We start from the raw sequence: 22,273 nt of genomic DNA, 5'->3' as shown, positions 1-22,273 counted from the left end.
CGAGTTGTGTCCTATTCCTGTGTTGCTGCCTAAAACAAAGCTGTTTCCCCACGAAGCCACACGAAGAAAACACGAAGATCGCCAAGCAGCTTCGTGTTTTCTTCGTGTGGCTTCGTGGGGAAACAGCTTGCACTCGCTGGCAACACAACTTTAGGACACTACCCAAGCTCGCTTGACGACGTTGGTGACTTCTTCATTCTGAAAACAACCGCAGGGCCAAAACATTTCAGCCGCCGCCGAAGTATTTATTCTGGTTATTTCCGGCTTTAGATCGGTTTTCACTATGGTGTACGGGAAAACCGCGCAGCGGGACAGTACCGCGCGCGTCAGCAAGCGGCAGTTGGCAGTTCAGCTAATGGCGCAAGCTTGACGCGCCGCTTGCTCACGCGCGCGGTACTGTCCCCACGTCAACGACTCCCGTAAACGCAATTGCAAGCGGCGGGCTTTTGACAGCTTGCTTCCAGCAACTTCGTCCTGACACAATGCTGGCAGCGAAATTAAGCAGTTCCCCCCAAACAAATTCACTTACGGAGGAGACTATGTACCTGCGTTCCAGTTCTCTGCTCATCACTCTCTGTCTGCTCAGCGGCGCAACCTTTGCGCAAGGCAAGCTGAGCGCCAGCAGCGACACCGTCAAACAGGCCAACAAGGCCGCCAAGGTGTTCAAAGAAATCATGGACATTCCCGACAAGGCCATCCCGGAAGCGGTGCTGGGCAAGGCCCGCTGCGTGGCGGTTTTCCCCGACGTGATCAAAGCCGGGTTCGTCATCGGCGGACGCGGCGGACGCGGTGTCGCTACCTGTCACACGGCCAAAGGCTGGAGCGCGCCCGCCTATTTCAATATGAAAGGCGGCAGTTTCGGCTTGCAGATCGGCGCGCAATCCACCGATTTCATTTTGCTGTTTATGAGCGATAGCGGCATGAACAGCCTGCTTTCGAGCAAATTCGAGATTGGCGGCGACGCCACCGCCGCCGCCGGGCCGGTGGGTCGTCAGGCGGGCGCTTCGACCGATTTGAAAATGGATGCGCAGATTCTTTCTTATTCGCGCAGCAAAGGCCTCTTCGCGGGTCTCGAACTCAAAGGCAGCGTGATCGCGGCGGACAAGGACGATATGAAGGAAGCCTATGGCGACGAAAATGCCGCGCCAGTGGTGCTGAAAGGCGCCAAGCCCGCGCCGGCGTTGACCAAAACTTTCCCGGATACGATTGGGCGATATGCCAGAGCCATGGCCCCGAGCAAGAAACCGGCGGCCAAGAAGAAATAACCCACAGGGGCTTACACCAGAGAACAAAGAGCATGGAGTTCAGGCTTCAGCCTGTGTGCGAAAGCTCCAACGACGGCAGAAACTTGAACTTCACGCTCTTTGACTATGTGTACAGAGGTGTTTGGGCAGGCAGTACGATGGAAGTCAGTTCTCCGCCAACGAAACCTACACTACCTGCCTGGGCGTCCATCAGAGGCTGGACGGCTTGCTGTCTGACCTTACTCCTCGCTTCGGCCTGTTCCATGGATTCACCGCCTTATCCCAACGCCTCGTTGCTCATCTCAACGACAGCCTTAAATCGGCAATTGGACGAGCGTGGCTTACGCATCATTGACGCGCGTTCGCGCGCCGAATATGCGGCGGGCCACGTGCCCGGCGCGCTTGCGTTGCCGGTCGAAACCTTACGCGACGACACCACGCAACGGCGCGAAGACCCGGTTGAATTGGCGCTGCAACTCGCGCGTTTGGGCCTGACGCGCAGCGCCAACATCGTCATTTACGACGATCCGCCCAGATCGCAAGGCACCGCCGGCTACATTTTCTGGACGCTTGAAACGCTGGGCTGTTCGCAGGTCGCCCTGCTCAATGGCGGCTGGCCGCGCTGGCTGGGCGAAAATCGTCGCACGACAACCTATGAACCGCAATTTGCCCACACCCCGTTTGACGCCGCACCGGAAAAGAAAATCCGCCTCAATCAAAAACAAGTTCAACGGGGCCTGGGCCAACCGGATTTTGCTTTAGTTGATGTGCGCTCAGATGAAGAGTATTTGGGCTGGCCCGCGCCGGGCCAAACACGCGGCGGCCACCTCCCCGGCGCAGTACATTGGCCCTGGCAATGGGCGTTGGCCGCCGATGGCGTAATGCGCCAGGCAGAGGAATTGAAAACGCTGTGGACGGCACATGGCCTTACCAGCGACAAAGAAATCGCCCTCTATTCCAACGCGGGCACGCGCGCGGGCTTTGCGTATTTCGCCCTGCGCTTGCTGGGCTATCCGCGCGTGGCAGTGTATGAAGGCGGCATGAACGAATGGAGCAAGACAGAAAAACTTCCGCTCAACGCCGCGCCACGTTATGAAACCATCGTCTCGGCTGCCTGGGTCAAAGCCGTGCAAGACTTTTATGCGCCCAATGCCAAGGCCCCGCGCCCCGCCTCCTATCGCACTGAGCGCTTCGTCATTTTGGAAACGAGTTGGGGGGCGCTCACAGCGGCCAAAGATTACAACCAGGGCCACGTGCCCGGCGCGCTGCATCTGGATACGGATGACTTCGAGAATGGCTATCCGCGCTGGCATTTGAAATCCGTCGCTGCGTTGCAACAGGTCATCGGGCGTCATGGCATCACGCCGGAGACGACGGTGATCGTATACAGCCAACAGACGATTGCCGCCGCGCGCGTTTGGTGGGTGCTCAATTACGCGGGCGTCCAGGATGTGCGCTTCTTCAACGGCGGTTACCAGGCCTGGCAGGCGGCGGGCTATGCGGGCGAGACTGAGGTGCGCCAGCCACCGGCTGTTTCCTTCTCCGCTCCGCCGCGTGCTGAGTGGTTGGCGACGACGGAGTATGTGCGCGCAAATTTTGACAACGGCAACGTCTGGCTGGCCGATGCGCGCAGCGAGGCCGAATATCGTGGCGAAATCAGCGGCTACGATTACATGGCCCTGCGCGGGCGCATTCCCGGTGCGTTGCCGATTGGCGATGCCGATGACAAGGCGCGCTTGTATCAGGATCACGACGGCACCTTGCGCAGCGTCAGCGAAATTGCAGTGCGCTGGGCACAGGCGGGTCTCAAAGCAGGGCACGACGGACCAGGCTTCGCGCGCGAGGTGATTTTTTATTGCGGCAGCGGCTGGCGTTCCAGCTTGACGTTCCTCTATGCCTATCTGCTAGGCTACGGCAACATTCGCAATTATTCCGATGGATGGAGCGCGTGGAGCACGGCGTATGCGCAGGATGCCAACGAAAAAGGCATTACGCCGGGCTGGCGGCAAACAGCGTCGGCAAACCCGATTGCCAGCGGACAACCCTGAAGATTTCACGCGCACTTAAGCTTTGCTTGAATTCGATTTGACCAGCGGCTGTTAGCGTCTTTGCTTACTTACGGCCAGGGGAATGCCCCACCGTCTTCCATCAATTACCACCAATGGCAACACCAATGGATATTCCTGAGGAGGAAACATGCATCGTCTCCAATTTCTGCGGAACCCTGCGTTGCGACTGCTCTGGCTGGCGCTCTGTTTGAGCCTGACCAGCATCGCCGCGTGGGCGCAATTCGACACCGCCACCGTGCTCGGCACTGTGCGTGACGCCAATGGCGCAGTACTCCCCAATGTCAAAGTCGAGTTGAAAAGCGCGGCCACCGGCCTCGCGACCACCGCGCAAACCGACAACGAAGGCAACTATCAATTCATCAACGTGCGCATCGGCATCTATCGCGTCAGCGCCGCCTTGCAGGGCTTCTCGACTGCGGTCGCCGAGCGTGTCGAAGTCGTCGTCAACGCCCGCCAGCGCGTAGACCTGACCATGCAACCCGGCCAGGTTTCGGAAACCGTCGTCATCACCGACGCCGCGCAACTGCTGGAAACCGAATCGAGCGTGCGCGGCCAGGTCGTGCAACGCGAACAGATCGTCAACCTGCCGCTCAATGGCCGTTCGTATGCCAACCTCGTGCTGCTCGCACCTGGTGTGCGCGAATCCAATCAAAACGCCGCGACGGGCGGCGGACGCGAGGCCGCTTTCAACGTCAACGGCCTGCGCAACACTTTCAACAACTTCCTGCTTGATGGCGTGGACAACAACGCTTACGGCACCAGCAACCAGGGCTTCTCTTCGCAAGTCGTGCAGGTTTCGCCCGACGCCGTGGCCGAATTCAAAGTGCAGACCAACACGTACAGCGCGGAATTCGGGCGCAGCGGTGGCGCGGTCATCAACGCGGCCTATCGCAGCGGCACCAACCAAATTCACGGCAGCCTGTGGGAGTTCCATCGCAATACCGTGCTGAACGCGGTCGGCTTTTTCAAACCGGTGAGCGGCGTCAAACCACCGTTGATCCGTAATCAATTCGGTTTCACGCTGGGCGGGCCGATCATCAAAGACCGCACGTTTTTCTTCCTTGATTACGAAGGCTTTCGCCAAGTCGCCAAAGACGTCGTCTTCTCGACGCTGCCGACCTTGCTGCAACGTCAGGGCATTCTGACTGGCGATGTGCGCGTGCCTTATGCGTTTGTTGATTCGACCGGAGCGACGATTGCGGCGGGCACGATCTTCACAGCAGGCCAGCGCATTCCGATGACGGCGCTCGCGCGCAAGGTGCTCAACGAATTGCCCGCGCCCAATGTGGCGGGTAAAACTGAAACCAGTTTCGCCAGCAATTACAGCGAACTGGTGACCAACCGCAATTTCAACGACAAGTTCAATCTCAAGCTCGATCACAATTTCAGCGCCAAGCTCAACGGCTTTGTGCGCATAAGCCATCGCAAGGTGAACGAGTTCAACGGGCCGAACATCCCTGGGCCGTCGGGCAGCAACCAGAACGGCTTCATCAACGTGCTCAATCAGCAACTGGTGGCGGGTGCGACCTATGCGCTCTCGAACGGTTCGGCGTTCGAAGCGCGGCTGGGCGTCTCGAAAATCGAAGGCGGTAAACGTCCGCCTCTCTCTGGCGGGCCGAGCGTGCGCGAACTTTACGGCATCACCGGCTTGCCCGAAGACCGTTTGATTACGGGCGGCTTGACCACGCAAACTGTCACCGGCTTTGCGCAATTGGGCCGTCAATCCACCAACCCACAATTTCAAAATCCGTTCTCGATCAATCCGCGCTTCAACTACACGACGACGCGGGGCCGCCATAGTTTGAAGGCTGGCTACGAATACCTTTCGGTCAACACCGACGTGCAGGACACCAACCCGCTGATGGGCCTGGATACCTATTCGAGCCAGTTCAGCCGCAACACTGCGACATCGGCGGCGAATACGATCTTCAACCTGTCGGACTTCTTCTTCGGCGCGCGTTCGCAATACGAATTCGCCAACCTGCTGGTGGTCGAGATGCAGCGGCGCTTGCATTACACCTACGCGCAAGACGACTTCAAAGTGAACCAGAAACTCACGCTCAATCTGGGCGTGCGTTACGAATACGCCTCGCCCTTCCGCGAAGCACAGAATCGTCTGTCGAATTTCGACCCGACGACGAAGGCGATCATTCAAGCCAAAGACGGCTCGGCGTATGACCGCGCGCTGGTTGATCCCGACCGCAACAACTGGGCGCCGCGTTTGGGCTTCGCCTACAACCTGCTCGACAAGACGGTCGTGCGCGGCGGGTACGGCATCGGCTACGTGCATTTCAACCGCGTCGGCAGCGCCGATTTGCTGGCGACGAACTTCCCGCAAATCACGCGCGCGAACGTCACGCAAAACGCCGCGCTCGCGCTCTGCACCGGCACGGTCTATGCCGACAACTGTTTCCGTCCGACGCAGACTGGCTATCCGACCAATCTGCCCAACAACGTTGTGCTCTTCACGCCGCGCGAAACGCGCACGGCTTACATTCAAAACTGGCAGTTGTCGGTGCAACGCGAATTGCCGGGCAATATGCTGTTGGATGTGGCTTATGTCGGCAATCACGCCTTGAAGATGTTGTTGCTGGCCGATTACAACCAGGCGCGTCCGCTGACCACAGCGGAACTGGCCTTGCCCGCCGCGCAACGCCCCGCGCTGGATGCGCGCCGCCCGATTCAAGGCTTCCGCTCGATCTCGGCGACGCTGCCGGCGGCCTATTCGGAATACAACGCGTTGCAGGTGAAATTCGAGCGCCGTTTCTCGAAGGGCCTGTACGTGCTCAATTCTTTCACCTTCTCGAAGGCGATTGATAACGTTTCGCAAGTGCTGGAAGAACCGGGCGGCAATGAAGGGCGTCCGCAAAACCTGTTCAACATCGCGGCGGATCGCGGTGTCGGTGCTTACGATCAACCCTTCAACAACACGACCAGCTTCGTCTGGGAACTGCCCTTCGGCAAAGGCCGCGCGTGGCTCGGCAGCTTGCCCTACGCGCTGGATGCGGCGCTGGGCGGCTGGACGCTGACCGGCATCAACGCGATGTACAGCGGTCAGGCGGTCAACTTCCGCTACACGCCCTCGCCGGTCACAGCGAATCTGGCCTCGTTCCTGGGCGGCATCGCCTTGCGTCCGAACCTGGTCGGCAATCCGCTGCTGCCCAAGAGCGAGCGCACGATTGATCGCTGGTTCAACACCGAAGCCGTGTTCCTGCCCACACAGGATCAACCCTTCGGCAACGCCGGACGCAACCTCGGACGCGGCCCGTCGGTTTATCAATTCGATCTGGGCTTGCAGAAAAACTTCGCGCTGCCGGTGATCAACGAAGTCTCGAAGCTGGAATTCCGGGCGGAGTTTTTCAACCTGCTCAACAAGACCAACTTCGGCACGCCCAGCGGCACGGCGTCGAGCATCGTGCGCAACGCAACCGGCGCGGTGACCTCGGCGGGCGGCTTCGGCACGATTCGCAGTTTATACACGCCAGCACGGCAGATTCAGTTCGCGCTGAAGCTGTCGTTCTGATCCGGCGCTCGAACAAAGCTGAGAGCGGCGGCGGCGCTATTCACAAAAGCGAATAGCGCCGCCGCCTTTGTCATTTCAACCAAACTATCCTATGGCGGGCTGAACAGAAGGTTTTGTCTGGCGAAGCCTTTGGAGTGCGTGCGGCACAGGCCGCCGCTTTGGTATCCCCTTGGCGGTATACCAAACGAAGGGATTACCAAAGCGGCGGCCTGTGCCGCACGCACTCCAAAGACGCTGCGCGTCGAAACTCGTATCAACTTCCTCTTGCACCAGCTTGACTGTTTTGATTTTGCCGCCCAATCTTTGCCTGCCTTTGACATTCTCGTTAGGAACTCACTATGAAACCCTTAAACGGCATCACTGTCCTCGATCTCACCCGTCTGCTGCCTGGCGCCGTCGCCACCATGATGCTCGGCGATTTCGGCGCCGACGTCATCAAAATCGAAGAGCCCGGCACCGGCGATCCCGCGCGGCATTCGCGCGCCGGCATTAAACGGCCCGGCGCGTACTTCTTCGTCACCAATCGCAACAAACGCAGCCTGACGCTCAACCTCAAATCCGAAGCCGGGCGCGCGATTTTCCTGAAGCTTGCCGCCCAAGCCGATGTCGTCGTCGAAGGCTTCCGCCCCGGCGTGATGGAGCGGCTGGGCTTGAGTTATGCGACGTTGCAAGCGTTGAACCCGCGCCTGATTTATTGCGCGCTCACCGGCTACGGGCAGGACGGGCCGTATCGCCTGAAGCCGGGTCACGATGCGAATTACCTGAGCACGGCGGGCGTGCTGGGCGTGATTGGCGGCAAAGACGGGCCGCCCGTTTTGCCCGGCGTGCAACTGGCCGATCTGGCGGGCGGCAGCTTGCACGCGGTCATCGGCGTGCTGCTGGCGTTGCAGGCGCGCGAGCGCACGGGCGCAGGCCAATTCGTAGACGTCTCGATGACCGACAGTGCGTTGTCGTTGATGTATGTGCCGCTGGCTTCCTACCTGGCGAACGAAGCGCAACCGCCGCGTGGCAATGATGGGTTGTCAGGCAAGTACGCCTGTTATCAGCTTTATGAAACAAAGGATGGGCGTTATCTATCGCTCGGCGCGCTGGAACCGAAATTCTGGCAGGAAGCCTGTCGCGTGCTGGGCCGCGAAGAGTTCATCCCGCAGCAATTCAACAATGCCCAAACGGGCATGATCGTGGCGCTGCGCGACCTCTTCAAAACACGCACAGCGGCGGAATGGCTGGCGGCTTTTGACGGCGTAGACACTTGCATCGCGCTGGTCAACGACGTTGAAGAAATGATCGAAGACCCGCAAATCAAAGCGCGCGGGATGATCGGCGAGATCGAACATCCGACCGAAGGCGCGTTGAAACAAATCGCGCCGACGGTGAACCTTTCGGCGACGCCAGGGACGATGGAATTGCCGCCGCCGCAACTCGGCGAACATACGCGCGAGATTTTGCAGGGGCTGGGTTACAGCGACGAAGCGATCAAGCAGTTCGCAGAGACAGGCGCGATCTAATTCCAACCGCAACAGGCGCGGGAGAAGGAACATCCATATGTCGAAGCTGTTTTCACTGCTGGCAGTCTTACTCTTGCTGGCCGGTGTCGCCGCAGCCCAATCACAAAGCAAAGCGCAAGTCATGGTGCTGGGCACCTATCATTTTGCCAATCCGAATCTGGATGCGGTGAAAGCGAATTTCCCCGATCATCTCGGCGAGAAAAAGCAGCAGGAAATCGCGGAGGTGCTCGAGGCCTTGGCGCGTTTCAAACCCACCAAAATCCTGCTGGAAACGCCGCCTGAAAATACGCAGTTTCAAGCGCACTATCAGGCGTATCTGAAAGATGAATTCAAGCTCAACGCCAATGAGAGCCAGCAACTCGGCTTCCGGCTGGCGCGCCGCTTCGGGCACAAGCAAGTCTATTTGGTGGATCACCAAATAGGCATGGATTTCGATGCCTTGATGAAAGCCGCGCAAGAGACCGGCAACAAAGCCTTCCTCGAACTTTTCCAAAAGACGCTTGCGCAAGTGCAGGTCAAACAAAAAGAATGGGAGCAGATGACCGTGCGCGCGGCGCTGGCCGAGATGAACGAGCCTGCGTTGCAAGAGCAGACGCGTGACTTTTATCTGCAACTGGCGCGCGTGCGCAGCAAAGACCAATTTGTCGGTGCGGATGTGCTGACGGCCTGGTATCAACGCAACTTCCGCATCTTTACGAACATCAGCCAGACGATTGATTCGCCGCAAGACCGCGTGCTGGTGATCTTCGGCCAGGGGCACGCGTATTACTTGCGTGAAGCCATCAAGAGCTGCCCCGACCTGCAATTGGTCGAACCGAATGAGTATTTGAAGAAATAGCCTGGATCGGGCGGAATGGATTGCTTGGTAATTGAAAGCGGATGGCAGCAGTTTCAATGGGTCAAACCAATCGCATGTTCTTTAGCCTCGCATTGAATTTGCCGTCGTGAAATGCAAATCACGGGGATGTCGCCAATACAGTACAAGGCGCTCAGCCAATAGCGCATGTTACGTGAGCTAGTTGCGCTTCTTCGCCTGGATCTTTTGTTGGCCGAAGGTCGCCTGTAATTCAACCCCATCGCCCGCTGCGGTTTTGCTGAAGACCACCTCGGCGTCTTCTACATCCCGGAAGTAAAATTTTGTGGCTGATTCAGGCGTCGCGGGTAAGGGCAATTGACCGGGGATTATGAAATAAAGCGTGCCGCCTTCCTGCCGGATGGTGAATTGTGGCCCAAGTCCGGCGGAATACACGCCCTCATACGCTGCCAGTGTTTCTGGCGCGAGTTTCGCCACCGGACGTTCTGGCGGTTTCGGACGCGCAACACCTACGAACCCAATCAACATTTCGTCGTATGTCGGTTCGCCAAAGCGCACTGTTTTGGTCGGATCGGGATTGCGTTTGTTTTGGGCGGAATTGTCGAAGGTGGCTGTGACCATCAGGCGTGCGCCCTGGGGCACTCGCAACGGCTGGCTGAGCATATAAAGCGTCTGCCAATTGAAATCGTAGCGTGGCACATTCAGCAGCGTGGCGCGTTTGCCGTCTGGATAAATCACCTCGTATTTCATGGCTTTGCCGCGCACATGCATGTGCGGCGTGAAATCCATCAATTCGACCTCGCGAGGCAGCGTGTAACAGGCCGTCGCTGTGTGTTGTGCGGCTCCGGGCGGGATGGCGAATTGATAGTTTTCGATCATCAGCGATTCGACCAGTTTCTCGACCGGTTGCCGGGCGAACCGCAGCGCGACGCTGGTGCGGTCGGTTTCGGACTGTCCCGTGGTCTTGGCGTAATGCATCTGGAAGATCAGGTTCGCGCCCGCCGGGATGCGTTTCGCTGTGCCAGTCGGATAAACATCGGCGTTCTTGCCCGGCGCATATCCCATCAGCAGGAATGGGCCGCCGCCGCTGTCGCTGTTGCGCGTCGAAGCGCACAGATCGTTGATGACGGGCGTGTCTGGCTTGGTGCGATAAACCGTGCCGTCCAGATATTCAGAGCTACCGCGTGAGGTTTGAAAGACCGAGACTGGGTTGCGCAAATCGCCGCCTTGCGTTTTGGCCTGATCGAGCGCGCGACGGTACAGCGACGGCGACTCGACGAACACGAGGGCGTGATGGACTACAGGCCGATTGCCGGGGAGGAATTCGGCGGCTTGAATCCATTTGTCTTCGGTGAAATGGGTCGGCACGCGGAAGTAGATGTAATCGTCCGTTCCCTGCGCCGCGAGTGTGTAAGCCTGCGGCATTTGCAGCACGGCATCCGGCTCTCCAATCGCCCACGTTGAAGCGGCTTTCGGCGCGGGCGGCAAATTCTTCGGATTGCCTTCGGGTGCGCCGCTGTCTACCCAGGCGGCGATAGCGTCAATCTCGGCTTGTGTCAGCCGCGCGTCGTTGGAGAACTGTCCGTGCGGCGCATCGGCATGCCACGGCGGCATTTCGCGCGCGACGACTTTTTCCCGAATGGATTTGGCCCACGGGCGCACGTCCTGATAACGCAAGACGGAAAACGGCGCGGCTTCGTCCGGGCGATGGCATTGCGCACAGTGCTGGTAAAGGATCGGCGCGATCTCTTTGGTGAAGGTCACACGGTTATCATTACGTGCCTGACTGGTGAATCCGGTGAGACTGGCGGCGCAGAGCGCCAGGATGAAAAATAGTTTGCGTGTCATTGTGTATGCTCCTTCAGCAAGTGTTGTGGTTCCGTGAACGTGTTGTTCGTCGCGCACAAAATAGGGGCAGCAGCGGCGCACGCAGAAGCAGAAAGGACTGAGCGCGGAAATTTTCGTCTCAGCGCGGCGTTCACACGAAATTTTCCGCGCTCAGCCGAATAGGCTGGCGTTCCGGTACCGGTTGGGATCATCCTTGCTCAGTTGCCAGGGATGACTGGCCCGCAGCAATGAGGAGCGAAGGATGCCGCTATCAGCAGAAAACGGAATGACTGTTATTCTCATCGCGCAAACGCTGGGGTTTGGCGTAGGCGCGATGATGTGTGTGCTGTTTCTCCGCTTGTTATCACGCCGCCCGCCCGCCCTGACACACGCGTACGCCAAATATTTGCAGGCGATTATCGCTTTGTCGTGGTGTCTGGGTTCGCTGTGCGTAAGGTTGTTGGTGATCGCCGGTTTTGCGGCGCAATCCGTCTGGCTGGTGGCAGCGGATTGCCTGACTTTTGCGGGCGGCGTCTTCTTTCCGGTGAGTTTTCTGGTGCTGTGGCAACGCCCGCGTACCGAAGATTCATGGAGTGCGCAAGCCTCGCGCTGGCTTTACGGCCTGGCCCTGTTGAGCGCAAGCGCGTTGACGCTGTATTACGGGTTCAGCCGCGCTGCGGGTGCAGACAGCCATTGCCGGTCGGCGATTCTGGGACTGGTGCTGCACGTCGCAACGGTTACGCTGGGCGCGTTGTTGTTGCTGCGGCGCAGCTGGTCACGCGATTTCGCCGCCCGGTTTTATGCCGTGATGATGGTGTGCGGCGTAATGACGCCGGCGGTGATTGCGTTGCTTTCGCGGGCTTACGGCTGGCAGTCTGAATGGTTAGCCTTTGCCGAACAACAAGCCCCGTTGTTGATGATGTTTGGAATGACATTTTACTTCCGCGACTTTCGCCTGTCGAATGTCTTCATCAAAGCGAGTGTGCGCCTTTTGACGGCGTTGTTGCTGGCGTTGGGCAGCGGCGTCTGGTTGTTGTGGGAGTTGCCGCGCGTCGTCAGGCAGATCGCGGTTTTCCCTACGGCAGGCTCCGTCATCGCGGCGACGGCATGCCTGACGTTGCTGTTGTGCGGTTTCGTCTGGCTCTTGCCAAAACTGGATTATCTGGTGGATGGCTGGCTGTTTCGTGAGCCGGATTATGCGGCGGTGACGCGGCAATGCTGGGAAAATCTGGCGCACGAAGAAGAAGCCGAAACGATGTTTGCCAGCGTCGCGCAATTCGCGCGCACTACGTTGCTGTTGGAGGATACTCGCATCATTCCGCTGGTTGCGCCGCTGGTTGCGTTCGACACGGCGCAACATGCCGCCACGCTCAACAGCGGCGAATTATGCGAACTAAAACCCGGCGATCCGTTGCGTGCGCGAATGGGAGAAGAGGTCGAATTTCTCGCGCCCATTCGCGTCGGCGGTCAGGTTACGCACGTGCTTGCCATTGCGCCCGGCGCACAACGGCGCAACTTGCTCGACAGCGAATTGAGTTGGCTACGTGGCCTCGCCGGACAAGTCAGCAGCCGTCTCGAATCGCTCGCCCTCGAACGCGCGCGCCAGGCGCAACAGAACAAAGAGGAACGGTTGCGCCGCCAGATCACGGAAGCCGAATTGCGCGCCTTGCGCACGCAAATCAATCCGCACTTTCTGTTCAATTCACTCAATACGATTGCCGACCTGATCGTCGCCAATCCGCAACAGGCCGAGCGCGTCACCGTGCAGTTGGCCAAAATCTTCCGCCACGTTTTGCGCGGCAGCGAATGCCCAATGATTTCGGTGCGCGAAGAACTCGACTTCCTCAAAACCTGGCTCGACATCGAAGCCCTGCGTTTCGGCGACCGCTTGCGCGTGCAATTCACGATGGATGAGTCGCTGGCGGCTGCCAGTGTGCCGTCATTGATTCTGCAACCATTGGTAGAGAACGCACTCAAGCACGGCCTCGCGCCCAAAATCGGCGGCGGCACGTTGCAGGTCAGCGTGCGGCGCATTGGCAAACAACTTAGCTTGATGGTTGAAGACGATGGCTTAGGCTTCGCTAGAGATCCGGCTACGCTCATGGCGGCGAATGAAACCGCGCGCAACGGCCACAGCATTGGCTTGCGCAATGTCGCCGAACGGTTGGCAACGAGTTATGGCGGACGGGCGCAAATGAATTGCGAAACCGTCGCCACGGGGGGCAGCCGCGTAACCTTGCTGTTACCCTGCGAAACGTAGAGCAACCTTTCCAGGTTGCTCAGGTTCTCGTTACTGACCCAATACGAGTTCACGCACAATCTGAAAAGGTTCGGTTTCTCTTCAATTGACTGAATAAGAAGGCACGAGCAACCTGAAAAGGTTGCTCTACATTTTATGATGAGAACCCTGATCGTGGATGACGAAGCTTCGGCGCGGGCGCGCCTGACGCGCTTGCTGGCGGCGCACGCTTCCGCCGTCGAAATCATTGGCGAAGCCGCCGATGGCTTGCAGGCCTTACAACAAATCACTGCGCTCGCGCCCGACCTGCTTTTTTTGGACATTGAAATGCCGGGGCTGAATGGCTTGCAAGTTCTGCAAGCCTTGCCTGCTTCTGTCACGTTGCCGTTGGTGGTTTTCGTGACGGGTTACGATCAACACGCGCTGGCGGCCTTTGCCGCGAATGCGCTGGCTTACCTGCTCAAGCCCGTCGAAGATGAACGTCTGGCGCTGGTAGTAGACCGCGCGCAACGCTTGCACGCCTCTGCGCCGCAACGCGCTGATGAACAACGCGAACTTTCGGCACTCATTCAAACCACACCTGCGACCACACCGCTGCGCCACATCGTAGCCCGCAAACGAGATCGTTTCTTGCTGCTCGCGCCAACCGATATTTATTTCTTCCGCGTGGCAGATGGCATTGTGCGTGCGCATACGGTGAACGAGACCTATTGGGTCAACTACCAACTCAACCAGCTCGAAGACTGTTTGCCCGCTGACCAATTCTTCCGCGCACACCGTTCGACACTCATCAACCTGGCGCACATCAAAGAACTGCGCCCCGATTTCAAAAGCTCTTTCAGCCTGGCGATGAAGGATGCGGCACAAACTGAACTGCAAGTCAGCGAACGCCAAGCGCCGCTGCTGCGCCGCCGCTTTCCGGGGCTTTGAGTTGCTTCAGATCGGTTTTCACTTCAGTTTACGGGAAAAGAGCCGCGCGCCGGGACGGTACCGCGCGCGTGGGCAAGCGGTGCCTGTGCGATTCGGCCAACGGCGTATGCTTGACGCCCCGCTTGCTCACGCGCGCGGTACCGTCCCGGCGCGAGTTGCTCCCGTAAACGCGATTGCAAACCGCTCTAGACCTCAAGAAAATGAAACCGCGAAGCAACGAAGAAAAGAAACGAGGGTAAATGAAGAAAAGCGGCCACAAAGGTCAAGTTCACGAAACTCTCGCGTAACAGCAAACTGATGGCGCACCGAACAGCAGGCGCCACATTCAACTGGACGAACCGGCAGTCGTTACGGATGCCATTCAGCAATTGCTTGACGCTGTCCGCAGTCACATCTAACGGCTCCCCTGAGTTGGAACTATTCGGGAGTTCTGCGCGATGGCGTCCCCTCCCCACTCGCCGCCGGTTGCGGTCGCGTCAACGCACCATTGCCACGCTTCTCGACCTTGCGGGTTTTCATGTTGTACGCATCGCCCGCCGACAGCACGTAATACGGTTTCTCCCACGGTTGGTAAACCTGGGTGTTATCGTGAATCGCGACCTTCCACGCGCCCAGCACTTCAAAGCGGTCGCCGTTGACAATGATGGCAGTGCCCTCGGACAAACCGATGCCGAGCAGGTTGGGATATTTCTTGATGACCGGGATCAAGTCGTCCCAGCGCAGCCGCGTGTTGAGGTGCTGGTCAATGGCCGTCTTGCGCAAGAAGTTGAAGCCGTGTTCGTGCTCCTTTTCCGGCGTCATCATGATGTCCGGCCCGGCAATCGCCCCGCGCACCAGATAATCGCCCTGAATCGTCGCGCCTGCCGAAGAACCGCCAATCACGCCGCCGCGTTCCAGCACCTTGTGAAATTCGCGGTAGGTCAGCGTGTTCATATACGAATCCACGATGTTCCATTGGCGTCCGCCGTCGAACCAAACGGCATTGGCTTCGCGCAACGGCGCGGCGAATTCTTCGGTGTCGGCGACTTTGGGGTCGTGCGTGTGCAGCATGCGCACGTTGGTGACGCCGCGCTTTTTCCACGCCGCGACGACTTCTTCTTCTTTATAGACCTTGACCTCGCCATTCGGCAATTTGTTGCCACCCGCCGTCGGCACGATGACGAATTTGGCATTCGGGCCGCCCGCCAACTCAATGAACTTTTCCACAATGCCGGTGCCATTGGTCGGGCCGCCGCCGACAATGACAAGCGTGCCTTTGGCGGGGCCGTATTCAGGGGCGTCTTGCGCGGCGGCGTTGAGCTTGGATTGTTGGCCCAGCGTAAACACGGCCACGAGCAAAGCGCAGGTCAGCACGATCAGAAGCTGCTTTTTCATGGGTTCTCCTTTGCGGAACGAGGTTGAAGTGCGGCACAGCATACATCTCAACCGGCGAAAACTGTAGCGCCGTTCCACCCTGCGATAACAAAAGAAGCGACGCGCGCGTAGCGCAACCTGCCGAGGTTGCGCGGCTTCGGCAACTCCAATCATGGTTCCAAAGTAACCGTGGCTGGAGCTGCGCAACCTCGGCAGGTTGCGCTACCCTCACCACGCTGTTCCTGCGTTATTGGCGACTACGGCTGTGGCAACGGTCAGCGCCTATTATTCGTACCGCAACGCCACCAACGGATCCACTTTCGCCGCGCGCCGCGCGGGCAAGTAACTCGCCAATAACGCCACGCCCAACAACAGCAACGCAATCACCGCAAAGGTCGCCGGATCGGTCACGCTCACGCCGAACAGCAGCGTCTTCAGCCAACGCGTCAGCACCACTGCGCCAAGCAAACCGAGGCCCGTACCAAGCAACGCCAGCTTGGCGCCTTGCTTGACGATCAACGCCAGCACGTCTTGCGTGCGCGCGCCCAAGGCCATGCGCACGCCGATTTCGTGCGTGCGTTGCGTCACGGCATACGCGATCACGCCATAAATCCCGCTGGCCGCCAGCGCCAACGCCACGGCGGCAAAGACGGCGAGCAGCAACAGGTTGAAGCGGCGTTCATCCAGCGAGAGCGCCATGACTTCATTCATCGAACGCACTTTGGTCAGCGGCAATTGCGAATCCAGCTTCCAGACGGCTTGTTTGACGGCATCGGCAAAGCGCGCGGGTTCGCCTTGCGTGCGAATGGTCAGGCCCATCCAACGCTTCCAGGCGCGGCCCGATTGCGGATAGGGCGTATAAAGCGCGGGCTGTTCGGGAATATCCAGGCTGAAGTGTTTGATGTCGCCCGCAACGCCGACGATGGTGATCCAGTTGACCTGTTCGTCGCGCGCCCAACGCACGCGCTTGCCGAGGGGGTCTTCATTTGGGAAGTACCGGCTGACCAGCGTTTGATTGACGATGCCGACCAGCGGCGCGCCTTCTTTGTCTTGCGCGGTGAAATCGCGCCCGGCCAGCAGCGGGATTTGCAGCGTGCGCAGGTAATCGCCTTCGATGCTGCGCGTCCAGACATCGGGTTCATCGCCCTGCTTGAGTTGCCAGCCTTCGCGCGTGAAATCGTGGCTGAGCCAATCGCCACTGAGGGGCACTTCGCTAACCAACGCCGCCTGCACGCCCGGTACCGCGTTGAGCGAATCGAGCAGCGCGCGCCGGAATTGCGTTTGCCTTTCAATCTCTTGGTAGCGCGCTTCGGGCAGTTCCAACCGCAGCGTCAGCAGGTTGTTCGCATTGAAGCCCGGCTGGATCGTGCGCAGTTGCCAGAAGCTTTTGATGAGCAGCCCCGCGCCCACCAGCAGGATCAATGCCAGCGCCAATTCAGCGACGACCAGTCCGCTGCGCAACCGATGCCGCGCGCCACTGACTGCCCCGCGCCCGCCTTCTTTCAACGCCGCACTCACATTCAACCGTGTCGCCAACCACGCAGGTGCTAACCCAAACACGATGCCGGTCAATAATGAAACCGCCAACGCGAGGCCGAACACGCGCCCATCCAAACTGATGCTTTCCAAGCGCGGCAGGTTGGCGGGTTTGAGCGCAACCAATGCTTCGACGCCCCACCATGCCAACAACAAACCCGCCGCGCCACCCAGACAGGCGAGCAGCGCGCTTTCGGTCAGCAATTGCCGCAACAATCGCCCGCGCCCCGCGCCCAGCGCCTGGCGAATGACCAACTCCTGTTCGCGCACCGCCCCACGCGCCAACAACAGATTGGCAAAGTTGGCGCAGGCGATCAGCAGCACCAAACCGACCGCGCCGAACAAGACCCACAACGCCGTGCGCGATTCGCCGACGATGCGGTCTTTCAACGGCAGCAAGGTCGTGCGCCGGTTTTTGTTTTCCGCCGGATAGGCCTCGGCCAGCCGTTTGTCGAGCACCTGCATTTCGGCGGCGGCCTGCGCCAGCGTGACGCCGGGTTTCAGCCGGTAATAGGTGTGCAGAAAATGCACGCCGCGATAGGCCGAGGCGTTCCCATCCGCCACGCGAATCGGCACCCACAACCCCGAATCATCGCGCGGCGATTTGAAGCCGGCGGGCATTACGCCCACGACGATGTAACTATTCCCGCTCAGTTGCAGCGCCTGGCCGAGGACGTTGGCATTGCCGCCGAAGCGCTGTTGCCAAAATTCGTAACCCAACACGACAACGCGCGCTCCGCCCGGTTTGTCGTCGTTCTCATTCAACGTGCGCCCCAGCGCCGCATTCACGCCCAACGTAGCGAAGTAGCCACCCGTCACCAAGCCAGCCGAAACCTGCAACGGCTCCGCGCCACCCGTGTAATCGAGCAGGCGTTTGTTGATGCCCGCGACGGCGCTGAACGACTGGCTCCACGCGCGCAAATCATCCAGATCGAGCACCGATTGATTGGAGCGCACCGTGATCAACTGCTCCGGTTCGCGGTACGGCAGCGGTTTGAGCAGCACCGCATTGATCACGCTGAAAATCGCCGTATTCGCGCCGATGCCCAGCGCCAGCGTCAGCACCGCAATCAAGGTGAAGCCCGGCTTTTTGAGCAACAGGCGCGCGCCGTAGCGCAGGTCTTGCCAGAGTGTGTTCATCTGTTTCCTCCATTCATCTTTGCCCGCCAAGCAAACGGCAGGCAGGCTGCGTCGTCACGCTGGACGGCGGCAAGGGCGGCAATGTTTGTGACGTGCAATTGCCGCTAACCAATCTGCGTGCCAGTTTCAGGTCTCACTTAACTGCTGGCAGATGGGAATTTGAACTGGCAGCCACAACCGTGGTCGCGATGGCGCTGTCCGGTTGTGGGATCAGCCGTTCCCACAACTGACGGAGGCGGGAAAGCGTTTCAAGGGGTTGGATGCAACCGCGTGCGGTAGCAATCTGCGGCGGATTGTCGAACTAGATCAGTTCGCAGATCAATGTACGGTTCGTAGTCCCGGCTGCCGCCGGAAGGCTTGTCCATCTTCCGGCGGCAGCCGGGACTACGAACCGTACACACAATTGCAACCCGATCTAGGAGGCTATAGATTTCAAGATCATAGACTTGTTGCAGTGGAAAGAGAATGGAGAATATAGAATGGAGAATGACGGTCGCCCACTGGGTTTCAGTGTCCCCGTCGCCAATTTGCTGAGTTGTTGTTTCCAAAGGTCGCAACAACTCTAATGCTTTTCTGTAGCAAGCCCGCGAAGGCGGGCGACAGCATAAAGCCCAGGGCGTTAGCCCTGGGTGGCGCTAGTGTAAGTTCGCAAGCCCACGAAGTGGGCGACAGATGCTGGTCTGCCGCCCACTTCGTGGGCTTGGATGCTAAGGCGTCCAATACCCAGGGTTGCGGCTGCGCCTTCACCCTGGGCTAAATTCTGGCTACCCGCTGCGCGGGTTCAAGAGGAAATTCTTTTTCTTGAAATCTATAGCTTGGGCGAGAAGCGGGGCGTGAGAACAGCACAACTTTAGCGACGCCGATACTGCAACCAGGGTTGCGCGCGGCAGTCAGGTTTGCGTAGGCTGCGGTGGGCGGCGCGGCGCGGCGCTTGCCGTATCATTTGCGCCGCGCTGGGCGATGAGTTGGTAGCTTATTTTGGACGGAGCCATGCGGATTATGAACATATTGGTCCTCAATTGCGGCAGCGCCACGATCAAGTTTCAGTTGATTGCGACCGAGCTTGACCTGATTGAAAACAACGCCGACCGGCGGCTGGGACGCGGAATCATCGAACGCATCGGCGGCGAGGCGATCATTTCCCTACAGGTCGAAGGCCGCGCCCCGCAAAAATCCTCGGCGGTGTTGCGTGACGTGCGCGCGACCATTGATTTCATCGTGCGCTGGGCCGCTGCGCCGGAATCCGGCATTCGCGAGATCAACAGCATGGCGGATGTGCACGCGGTGGGCCATCGCGTCGTCCACGGCGGCGAAGGGTTCGCGCGTTCAGTGCTCATTTCTGCTGAGGTGCTGCGCGGCATTGAGGATTGCATTGACCTGGCGCCGCTGCACAACCCGGCCAACATCAAAGGTATTCAGGCCGCGCGCGAATTGTTCGGCCCCGCGTTGCCGCAGGTGGCAGTCTTCGACACGGCCTTTCATCAAACCTTGCCGGAACACGCTTACCTGTATGCCTTGCCGTATCAGTTTTATCGCCGCTACCGCATCCGGCGCTACGGCTTTCACGGCACCTCACATCGCTATGTCGCATACCGTTACCGGCAACTCTGCAACCTGAAACGCGAAGAGACCAACATCATCACCTTACACCTCGGCAACGGCTGTTCAATCGCGGCCATCAAGGCGGGCAATTCGATTGACACTTCGATGGGGTTGACGCCGCTGGAAGGCCTGGTGATGGGCACACGTTGCGGCGACATTGACCCCGCCATCGTGGATTTCATTTCGGCCAAAGAAGGCTTGTCGGCGCGCGAGGCAGACAGTCTGATGAATAAACAATCCGGCCTGCTCGGCATTTCAGGACTGACACACGATATGCGTGAATTGCTGGAAGAAGAGCAAGAGATGAACGACCGGCGCGCGCGGCTGGCGATAGACATCTTTTGCTACCGGGCGCGCAAATACATCGGTTCTTACTTGGCGGCGCTGGGCGGGGCCGACGCGATTGTCTTTACCGGCGGAATTGGCGAGAACTCGGCGAATGTGCGCGCGCGCATTTGCGACGGCTTGCAATGGCTGGGGTTGGAGTTGGATGCCGACCGCAACAAACTGCTTTCCAGCGGGCGCGAAGGGCTGATCAGTAAAGACGAATCCCGCTTAAAGGCCTTTGTGATTCCGACTGACGAAGAGTTGCTGATCGCACGCGACACAGTGCGCTGCGTGCGCGGCTTGCCCCCGCCCTAAGCGCGTGGCAGCGCTTGGCCGGCAGCCCCGGGCGGCGGCCTGTCTTAAGCACTCACGCCGGTCGCCAACTGGAAAAGCTTGGTCATCAGGCCGCCTTCCGGCTCTGTTTGTTCAATCGTCCAGTCCACCTGCTTGCGTCCGTCGCGCCGGGCGGTCAGACGATACACCCGGCGACGCAACCGCAACACATAATGCGTCGTGCCGCGATTGGCCTGGGCGGTCGAGGGCGGCTGAAAACCCCAACGGAGTTTTCCGCTCATGGTCTCTTGAATCAAATTCTCCAGAATGCGCTCTGCTTCTGCGGTGCTCAGATTTGGATTCTCTGTAGTCAAACTTGTCTCCTGATTAAACGCGCGGCGTCCATTGCCAATACAGCATTTCCTTGGATCAAAAACGACGGGCGCCATTTTGCCAGTTTCCCGCGATGGCGTCGAATGCGTGGCGGAAAAAGCTTGATTCAAGTTGAAAGGTGACCCGTCGTGACAGCGCCGAACGGGTGCCGCATAATTGCGCCCGTCTGACCGCTCAACAACTGGAAAACAACGTGAGAACAGTAATTGCCACCAGATATGTGACCCCTTTGCGCGAAGGCGGCTCCATGCCCGCCATCATCGAAGCCGATGATGAGGGCATGTATGTGCTCAAGTTTCGCGGCGCAGGCCAGGGACAAAAAGCCTTGATCGCCGAGTTGGTGGCGGGCGAACTGGCGCGCGCCGCCGGATTGCCCGTGCCGGAAATCGTCTTTGTCGAACTCGATCCCGAACTCGCGCGCACCGAGCCTGACCCGGAGATACAAGACCTGATTCGGGCCAGCGCCGGGCTGAATCTCGCGCTCGATTACTTGCCCGGCTCCGTGACCTTTGACCCAGTGGCCGAACAGCCCGATGCGGCGCTGGCTTCGGCCATCGTCTGGTTCGACGCTTTTGTGACGAATATGGATCGCACGGCGCGCAATGCGAACATGTTGATGTGGCATCGGCGGCTCTGGCTGATTGATCACGGTGCGGCGCTTTATTTTCATCACAGTTGGGCCAACTACCGCGAACGCAGCCGCGATCCTTTCAAGCTGATCAAAGATCACGTCCTGCTCGGCTTTGCCAGCGCGCTCGAAGCCGCCGACGCGCAAATGTCCGCGCTGCTCACGCCCGCGCTCATAGACAGCGTAGTCAAACAGATTCCTGACGCCTGGCTGCTGGGCGACGCGCCGTTTAGCAGCAGCGACGAACACCGGGACGCTTACGTTGAATACCTGTCGAACCGGCTCGCCGCACCACACGCTTTTCTGGAGGAGGCGCTTCGTGCACGATCCCTGTAACCACGATCCCTGTACCTATGATTACGCCACCATCCGCGTCGTGCCCAAGGTCGAGCGCGAAGAGTTCCTCAACGTCGGCGTGATCGTCTACTGCCAGACCCACAAATTCCTCGAAGCCCGTATCGAACTGGACGAACAGCGGTTGCTCGTTTTCGATCCCACGCTGGATGTCGCGTTCATCCGCGCACACCTGGCGGCTATCCCCGCGATTTGTGCGGGTGGAGCGCAAGCCGGGCCGATTGGCCAACTGTCGCAACGCGAACGCTTCCATTGGCTGGTCGCCCCTCGCAGCACCATCATTCAGACTTCGCCGGTGCATACCGGACGTTGTACAAATCCGGCTGCCGTACTTGAGCGTTTGCTGGATACGATGGTGCGAATGGCACGTGAACAGCCTGATGTTGATGGCAAAAATTAAGAAGGCCGCTAGCTGGCCAATGTTTCTGATGCCAGCAATCGACAAAGTTTCTGATATGAGAAACAGTTTCTGATAGCTCAAACATGTTTGAGCTATCAGGAACCTGACTTTGC

14 protein-coding genes are annotated in these 22,273 nt (G+C 59.0%); 10 read left to right on the top strand and 4 right to left on the bottom strand.

What is annotated here, in order from left to right; genetic code table 11:
* Window positions 1–539 precede the first annotated feature (539 nt).
* The 5 genes from HY011_27465 to HY011_27445 all read left to right on the top strand — a co-directional run bounded on the left by HY011_27465 (window position 540) and on the right by HY011_27445 (window position 9,182).
* Window positions 540–1,265, top strand: a complete 726-nt coding sequence (locus HY011_27465; GenBank protein MBI3426685.1) for a lipid-binding SYLF domain-containing protein — start codon at window positions 540–542, stop codon at window positions 1,263–1,265.
* Window positions 1,266–1,507: 242 nt separating this feature from the next.
* Complete coding sequence (locus HY011_27460) at window positions 1,508–3,292, top strand: sulfurtransferase (GenBank protein ID MBI3426684.1); 1,785 nt, start codon at window positions 1,508–1,510, stop codon at window positions 3,290–3,292.
* Window positions 3,293–3,440: 148 nt separating this feature from the next.
* Window positions 3,441–6,836, top strand: a complete 3,396-nt coding sequence (locus HY011_27455) for a TonB-dependent receptor (GenBank protein MBI3426683.1) — start codon at window positions 3,441–3,443, stop codon at window positions 6,834–6,836.
* 338 nt (window positions 6,837–7,174) lie between these two features.
* Entirely contained in the window at window positions 7,175–8,344 is a 1,170-nt protein-coding gene (locus tag HY011_27450; GenBank protein MBI3426682.1) for a CoA transferase, read from the top strand.
* 37 nt (window positions 8,345–8,381) lie between these two features.
* Window positions 8,382–9,182 (top strand): hypothetical protein, encoded by an 801-nt coding sequence (locus HY011_27445; GenBank protein ID MBI3426681.1) that lies wholly within the window; start codon window positions 8,382–8,384, stop codon window positions 9,180–9,182.
* 177 nt (window positions 9,183–9,359) lie between these two features.
* On the opposite strand, the gene HY011_27440 is transcribed toward HY011_27445, so the two are convergent.
* Window positions 9,360–11,006 carry a c-type cytochrome gene (locus HY011_27440; GenBank protein MBI3426680.1) on the bottom strand — a complete coding sequence of 549 codons (1,647 nt, stop codon included), beginning with the start codon at window positions 11,004–11,006 and terminating at the stop codon, window positions 9,360–9,362.
* A gap of 265 nt (window positions 11,007–11,271) precedes the next feature.
* On the opposite strand from HY011_27440, the gene HY011_27435 reads away from it, so the two are divergent.
* Together HY011_27435 and HY011_27430 are read left to right on the top strand one after the other, a co-directional pair.
* Entirely contained in the window at window positions 11,272–13,245 is a 1,974-nt protein-coding gene (locus tag HY011_27435; GenBank protein ID MBI3426679.1) for a histidine kinase, read from the top strand.
* Window positions 13,246–13,383: 138 nt separating this feature from the next.
* Window positions 13,384–14,154 carry a response regulator transcription factor gene (locus HY011_27430; GenBank protein MBI3426678.1) on the top strand — a complete coding sequence of 257 codons (771 nt, stop codon included), beginning with the start codon at window positions 13,384–13,386 and terminating at the stop codon, window positions 14,152–14,154.
* Between the two features lie 417 nt (window positions 14,155–14,571).
* On the opposite strand, the gene HY011_27425 is transcribed toward HY011_27430, so the two are convergent.
* Window positions 14,572–15,528: a cyanophycinase gene (locus tag HY011_27425; protein MBI3426677.1), complete on the bottom strand. Its 957-nt coding sequence runs from the start codon at window positions 15,526–15,528 to the stop codon at window positions 14,572–14,574.
* 264 nt (window positions 15,529–15,792) lie between these two features.
* Window positions 15,793–18,183, bottom strand: coding sequence for an ABC transporter permease (locus HY011_27420; GenBank protein MBI3426676.1), 2,391 nt, complete (start codon window positions 18,181–18,183; stop codon window positions 15,793–15,795).
* 999 nt (window positions 18,184–19,182) lie between these two features.
* Between HY011_27420 and HY011_27415 the strand changes: the two genes are divergently transcribed.
* On the top strand, window positions 19,183–20,427 hold the full coding sequence (locus tag HY011_27415; GenBank protein ID MBI3426675.1) for an acetate kinase: 1,245 nt from the start codon (window positions 19,183–19,185) through the stop codon (window positions 20,425–20,427).
* A 44-nt stretch (window positions 20,428–20,471) separates the two neighbouring features.
* Here the strand turns inward: HY011_27415 and HY011_27410 are convergent, their stop codons facing one another.
* Entirely contained in the window at window positions 20,472–20,687 is a 216-nt protein-coding gene (locus tag HY011_27410) for a hypothetical protein (GenBank protein ID MBI3426674.1), read from the bottom strand.
* Window positions 20,688–20,971: 284 nt separating this feature from the next.
* Here HY011_27410 and HY011_27405 point away from each other — a divergent pair, with 284 nt between their 5' ends.
* Both HY011_27405 and HY011_27400 read left to right on the top strand, forming a co-directional pair.
* Window positions 20,972–21,742: an aminotransferase class I and II gene (locus HY011_27405; GenBank protein ID MBI3426673.1), complete on the top strand. Its 771-nt coding sequence runs from the start codon at window positions 20,972–20,974 to the stop codon at window positions 21,740–21,742.
* Window positions 21,726–22,160 (top strand): DUF3037 domain-containing protein, encoded by a 435-nt coding sequence (locus HY011_27400; protein ID MBI3426672.1) that lies wholly within the window; start codon window positions 21,726–21,728, stop codon window positions 22,158–22,160. The genes HY011_27405 and HY011_27400 overlap by 17 nt, the downstream gene beginning before the upstream one ends.
* The last annotated feature ends 113 nt before the right edge of the window (window positions 22,161–22,273 follow it).

Source organism: Acidobacteriota bacterium (assembly GCA_016196035.1).
In the GTDB taxonomy this organism is placed as follows: Bacteria; Acidobacteriota; Blastocatellia; order RBC074; family RBC074; genus JACPYM01.
Note: the sequence above shows the minus strand (reverse complement) of the source record. Positions and strands in the feature narration are given on the sequence as shown.

Coding starts and splice junctions, on each gene's coding strand:
- HY011_27435 (MBI3426679.1), top strand. CDS start 11,272: ATGACTGTTATTCTCATCGCGCAAACGCTGGGGTTTGGCGTAGGCGCG.
- HY011_27430 (MBI3426678.1), top strand. CDS start 13,384: ATGAGAACCCTGATCGTGGATGACGAAGCTTCGGCGCGGGCGCGCCTG.
- HY011_27410 (MBI3426674.1), bottom strand. CDS start 20,687: ATGAGCGGAAAACTCCGTTGGGGTTTTCAGCCGCCCTCGACCGCCCAG.
- HY011_27455 (MBI3426683.1), top strand. CDS start 3,441: ATGCATCGTCTCCAATTTCTGCGGAACCCTGCGTTGCGACTGCTCTGG.
- HY011_27460 (MBI3426684.1), top strand. CDS start 1,508: ATGGATTCACCGCCTTATCCCAACGCCTCGTTGCTCATCTCAACGACA.
- HY011_27465 (MBI3426685.1), top strand. CDS start 540: ATGTACCTGCGTTCCAGTTCTCTGCTCATCACTCTCTGTCTGCTCAGC.
- HY011_27450 (MBI3426682.1), top strand. CDS start 7,175: ATGAAACCCTTAAACGGCATCACTGTCCTCGATCTCACCCGTCTGCTG.
- HY011_27415 (MBI3426675.1), top strand. CDS start 19,183: ATGAACATATTGGTCCTCAATTGCGGCAGCGCCACGATCAAGTTTCAG.
- HY011_27440 (MBI3426680.1), bottom strand. CDS start 11,006: ATGACACGCAAACTATTTTTCATCCTGGCGCTCTGCGCCGCCAGTCTC.
- HY011_27445 (MBI3426681.1), top strand. CDS start 8,382: ATGTCGAAGCTGTTTTCACTGCTGGCAGTCTTACTCTTGCTGGCCGGT.
- HY011_27420 (MBI3426676.1), bottom strand. CDS start 18,183: ATGAACACACTCTGGCAAGACCTGCGCTACGGCGCGCGCCTGTTGCTC.
- HY011_27425 (MBI3426677.1), bottom strand. CDS start 15,528: ATGAAAAAGCAGCTTCTGATCGTGCTGACCTGCGCTTTGCTCGTGGCC.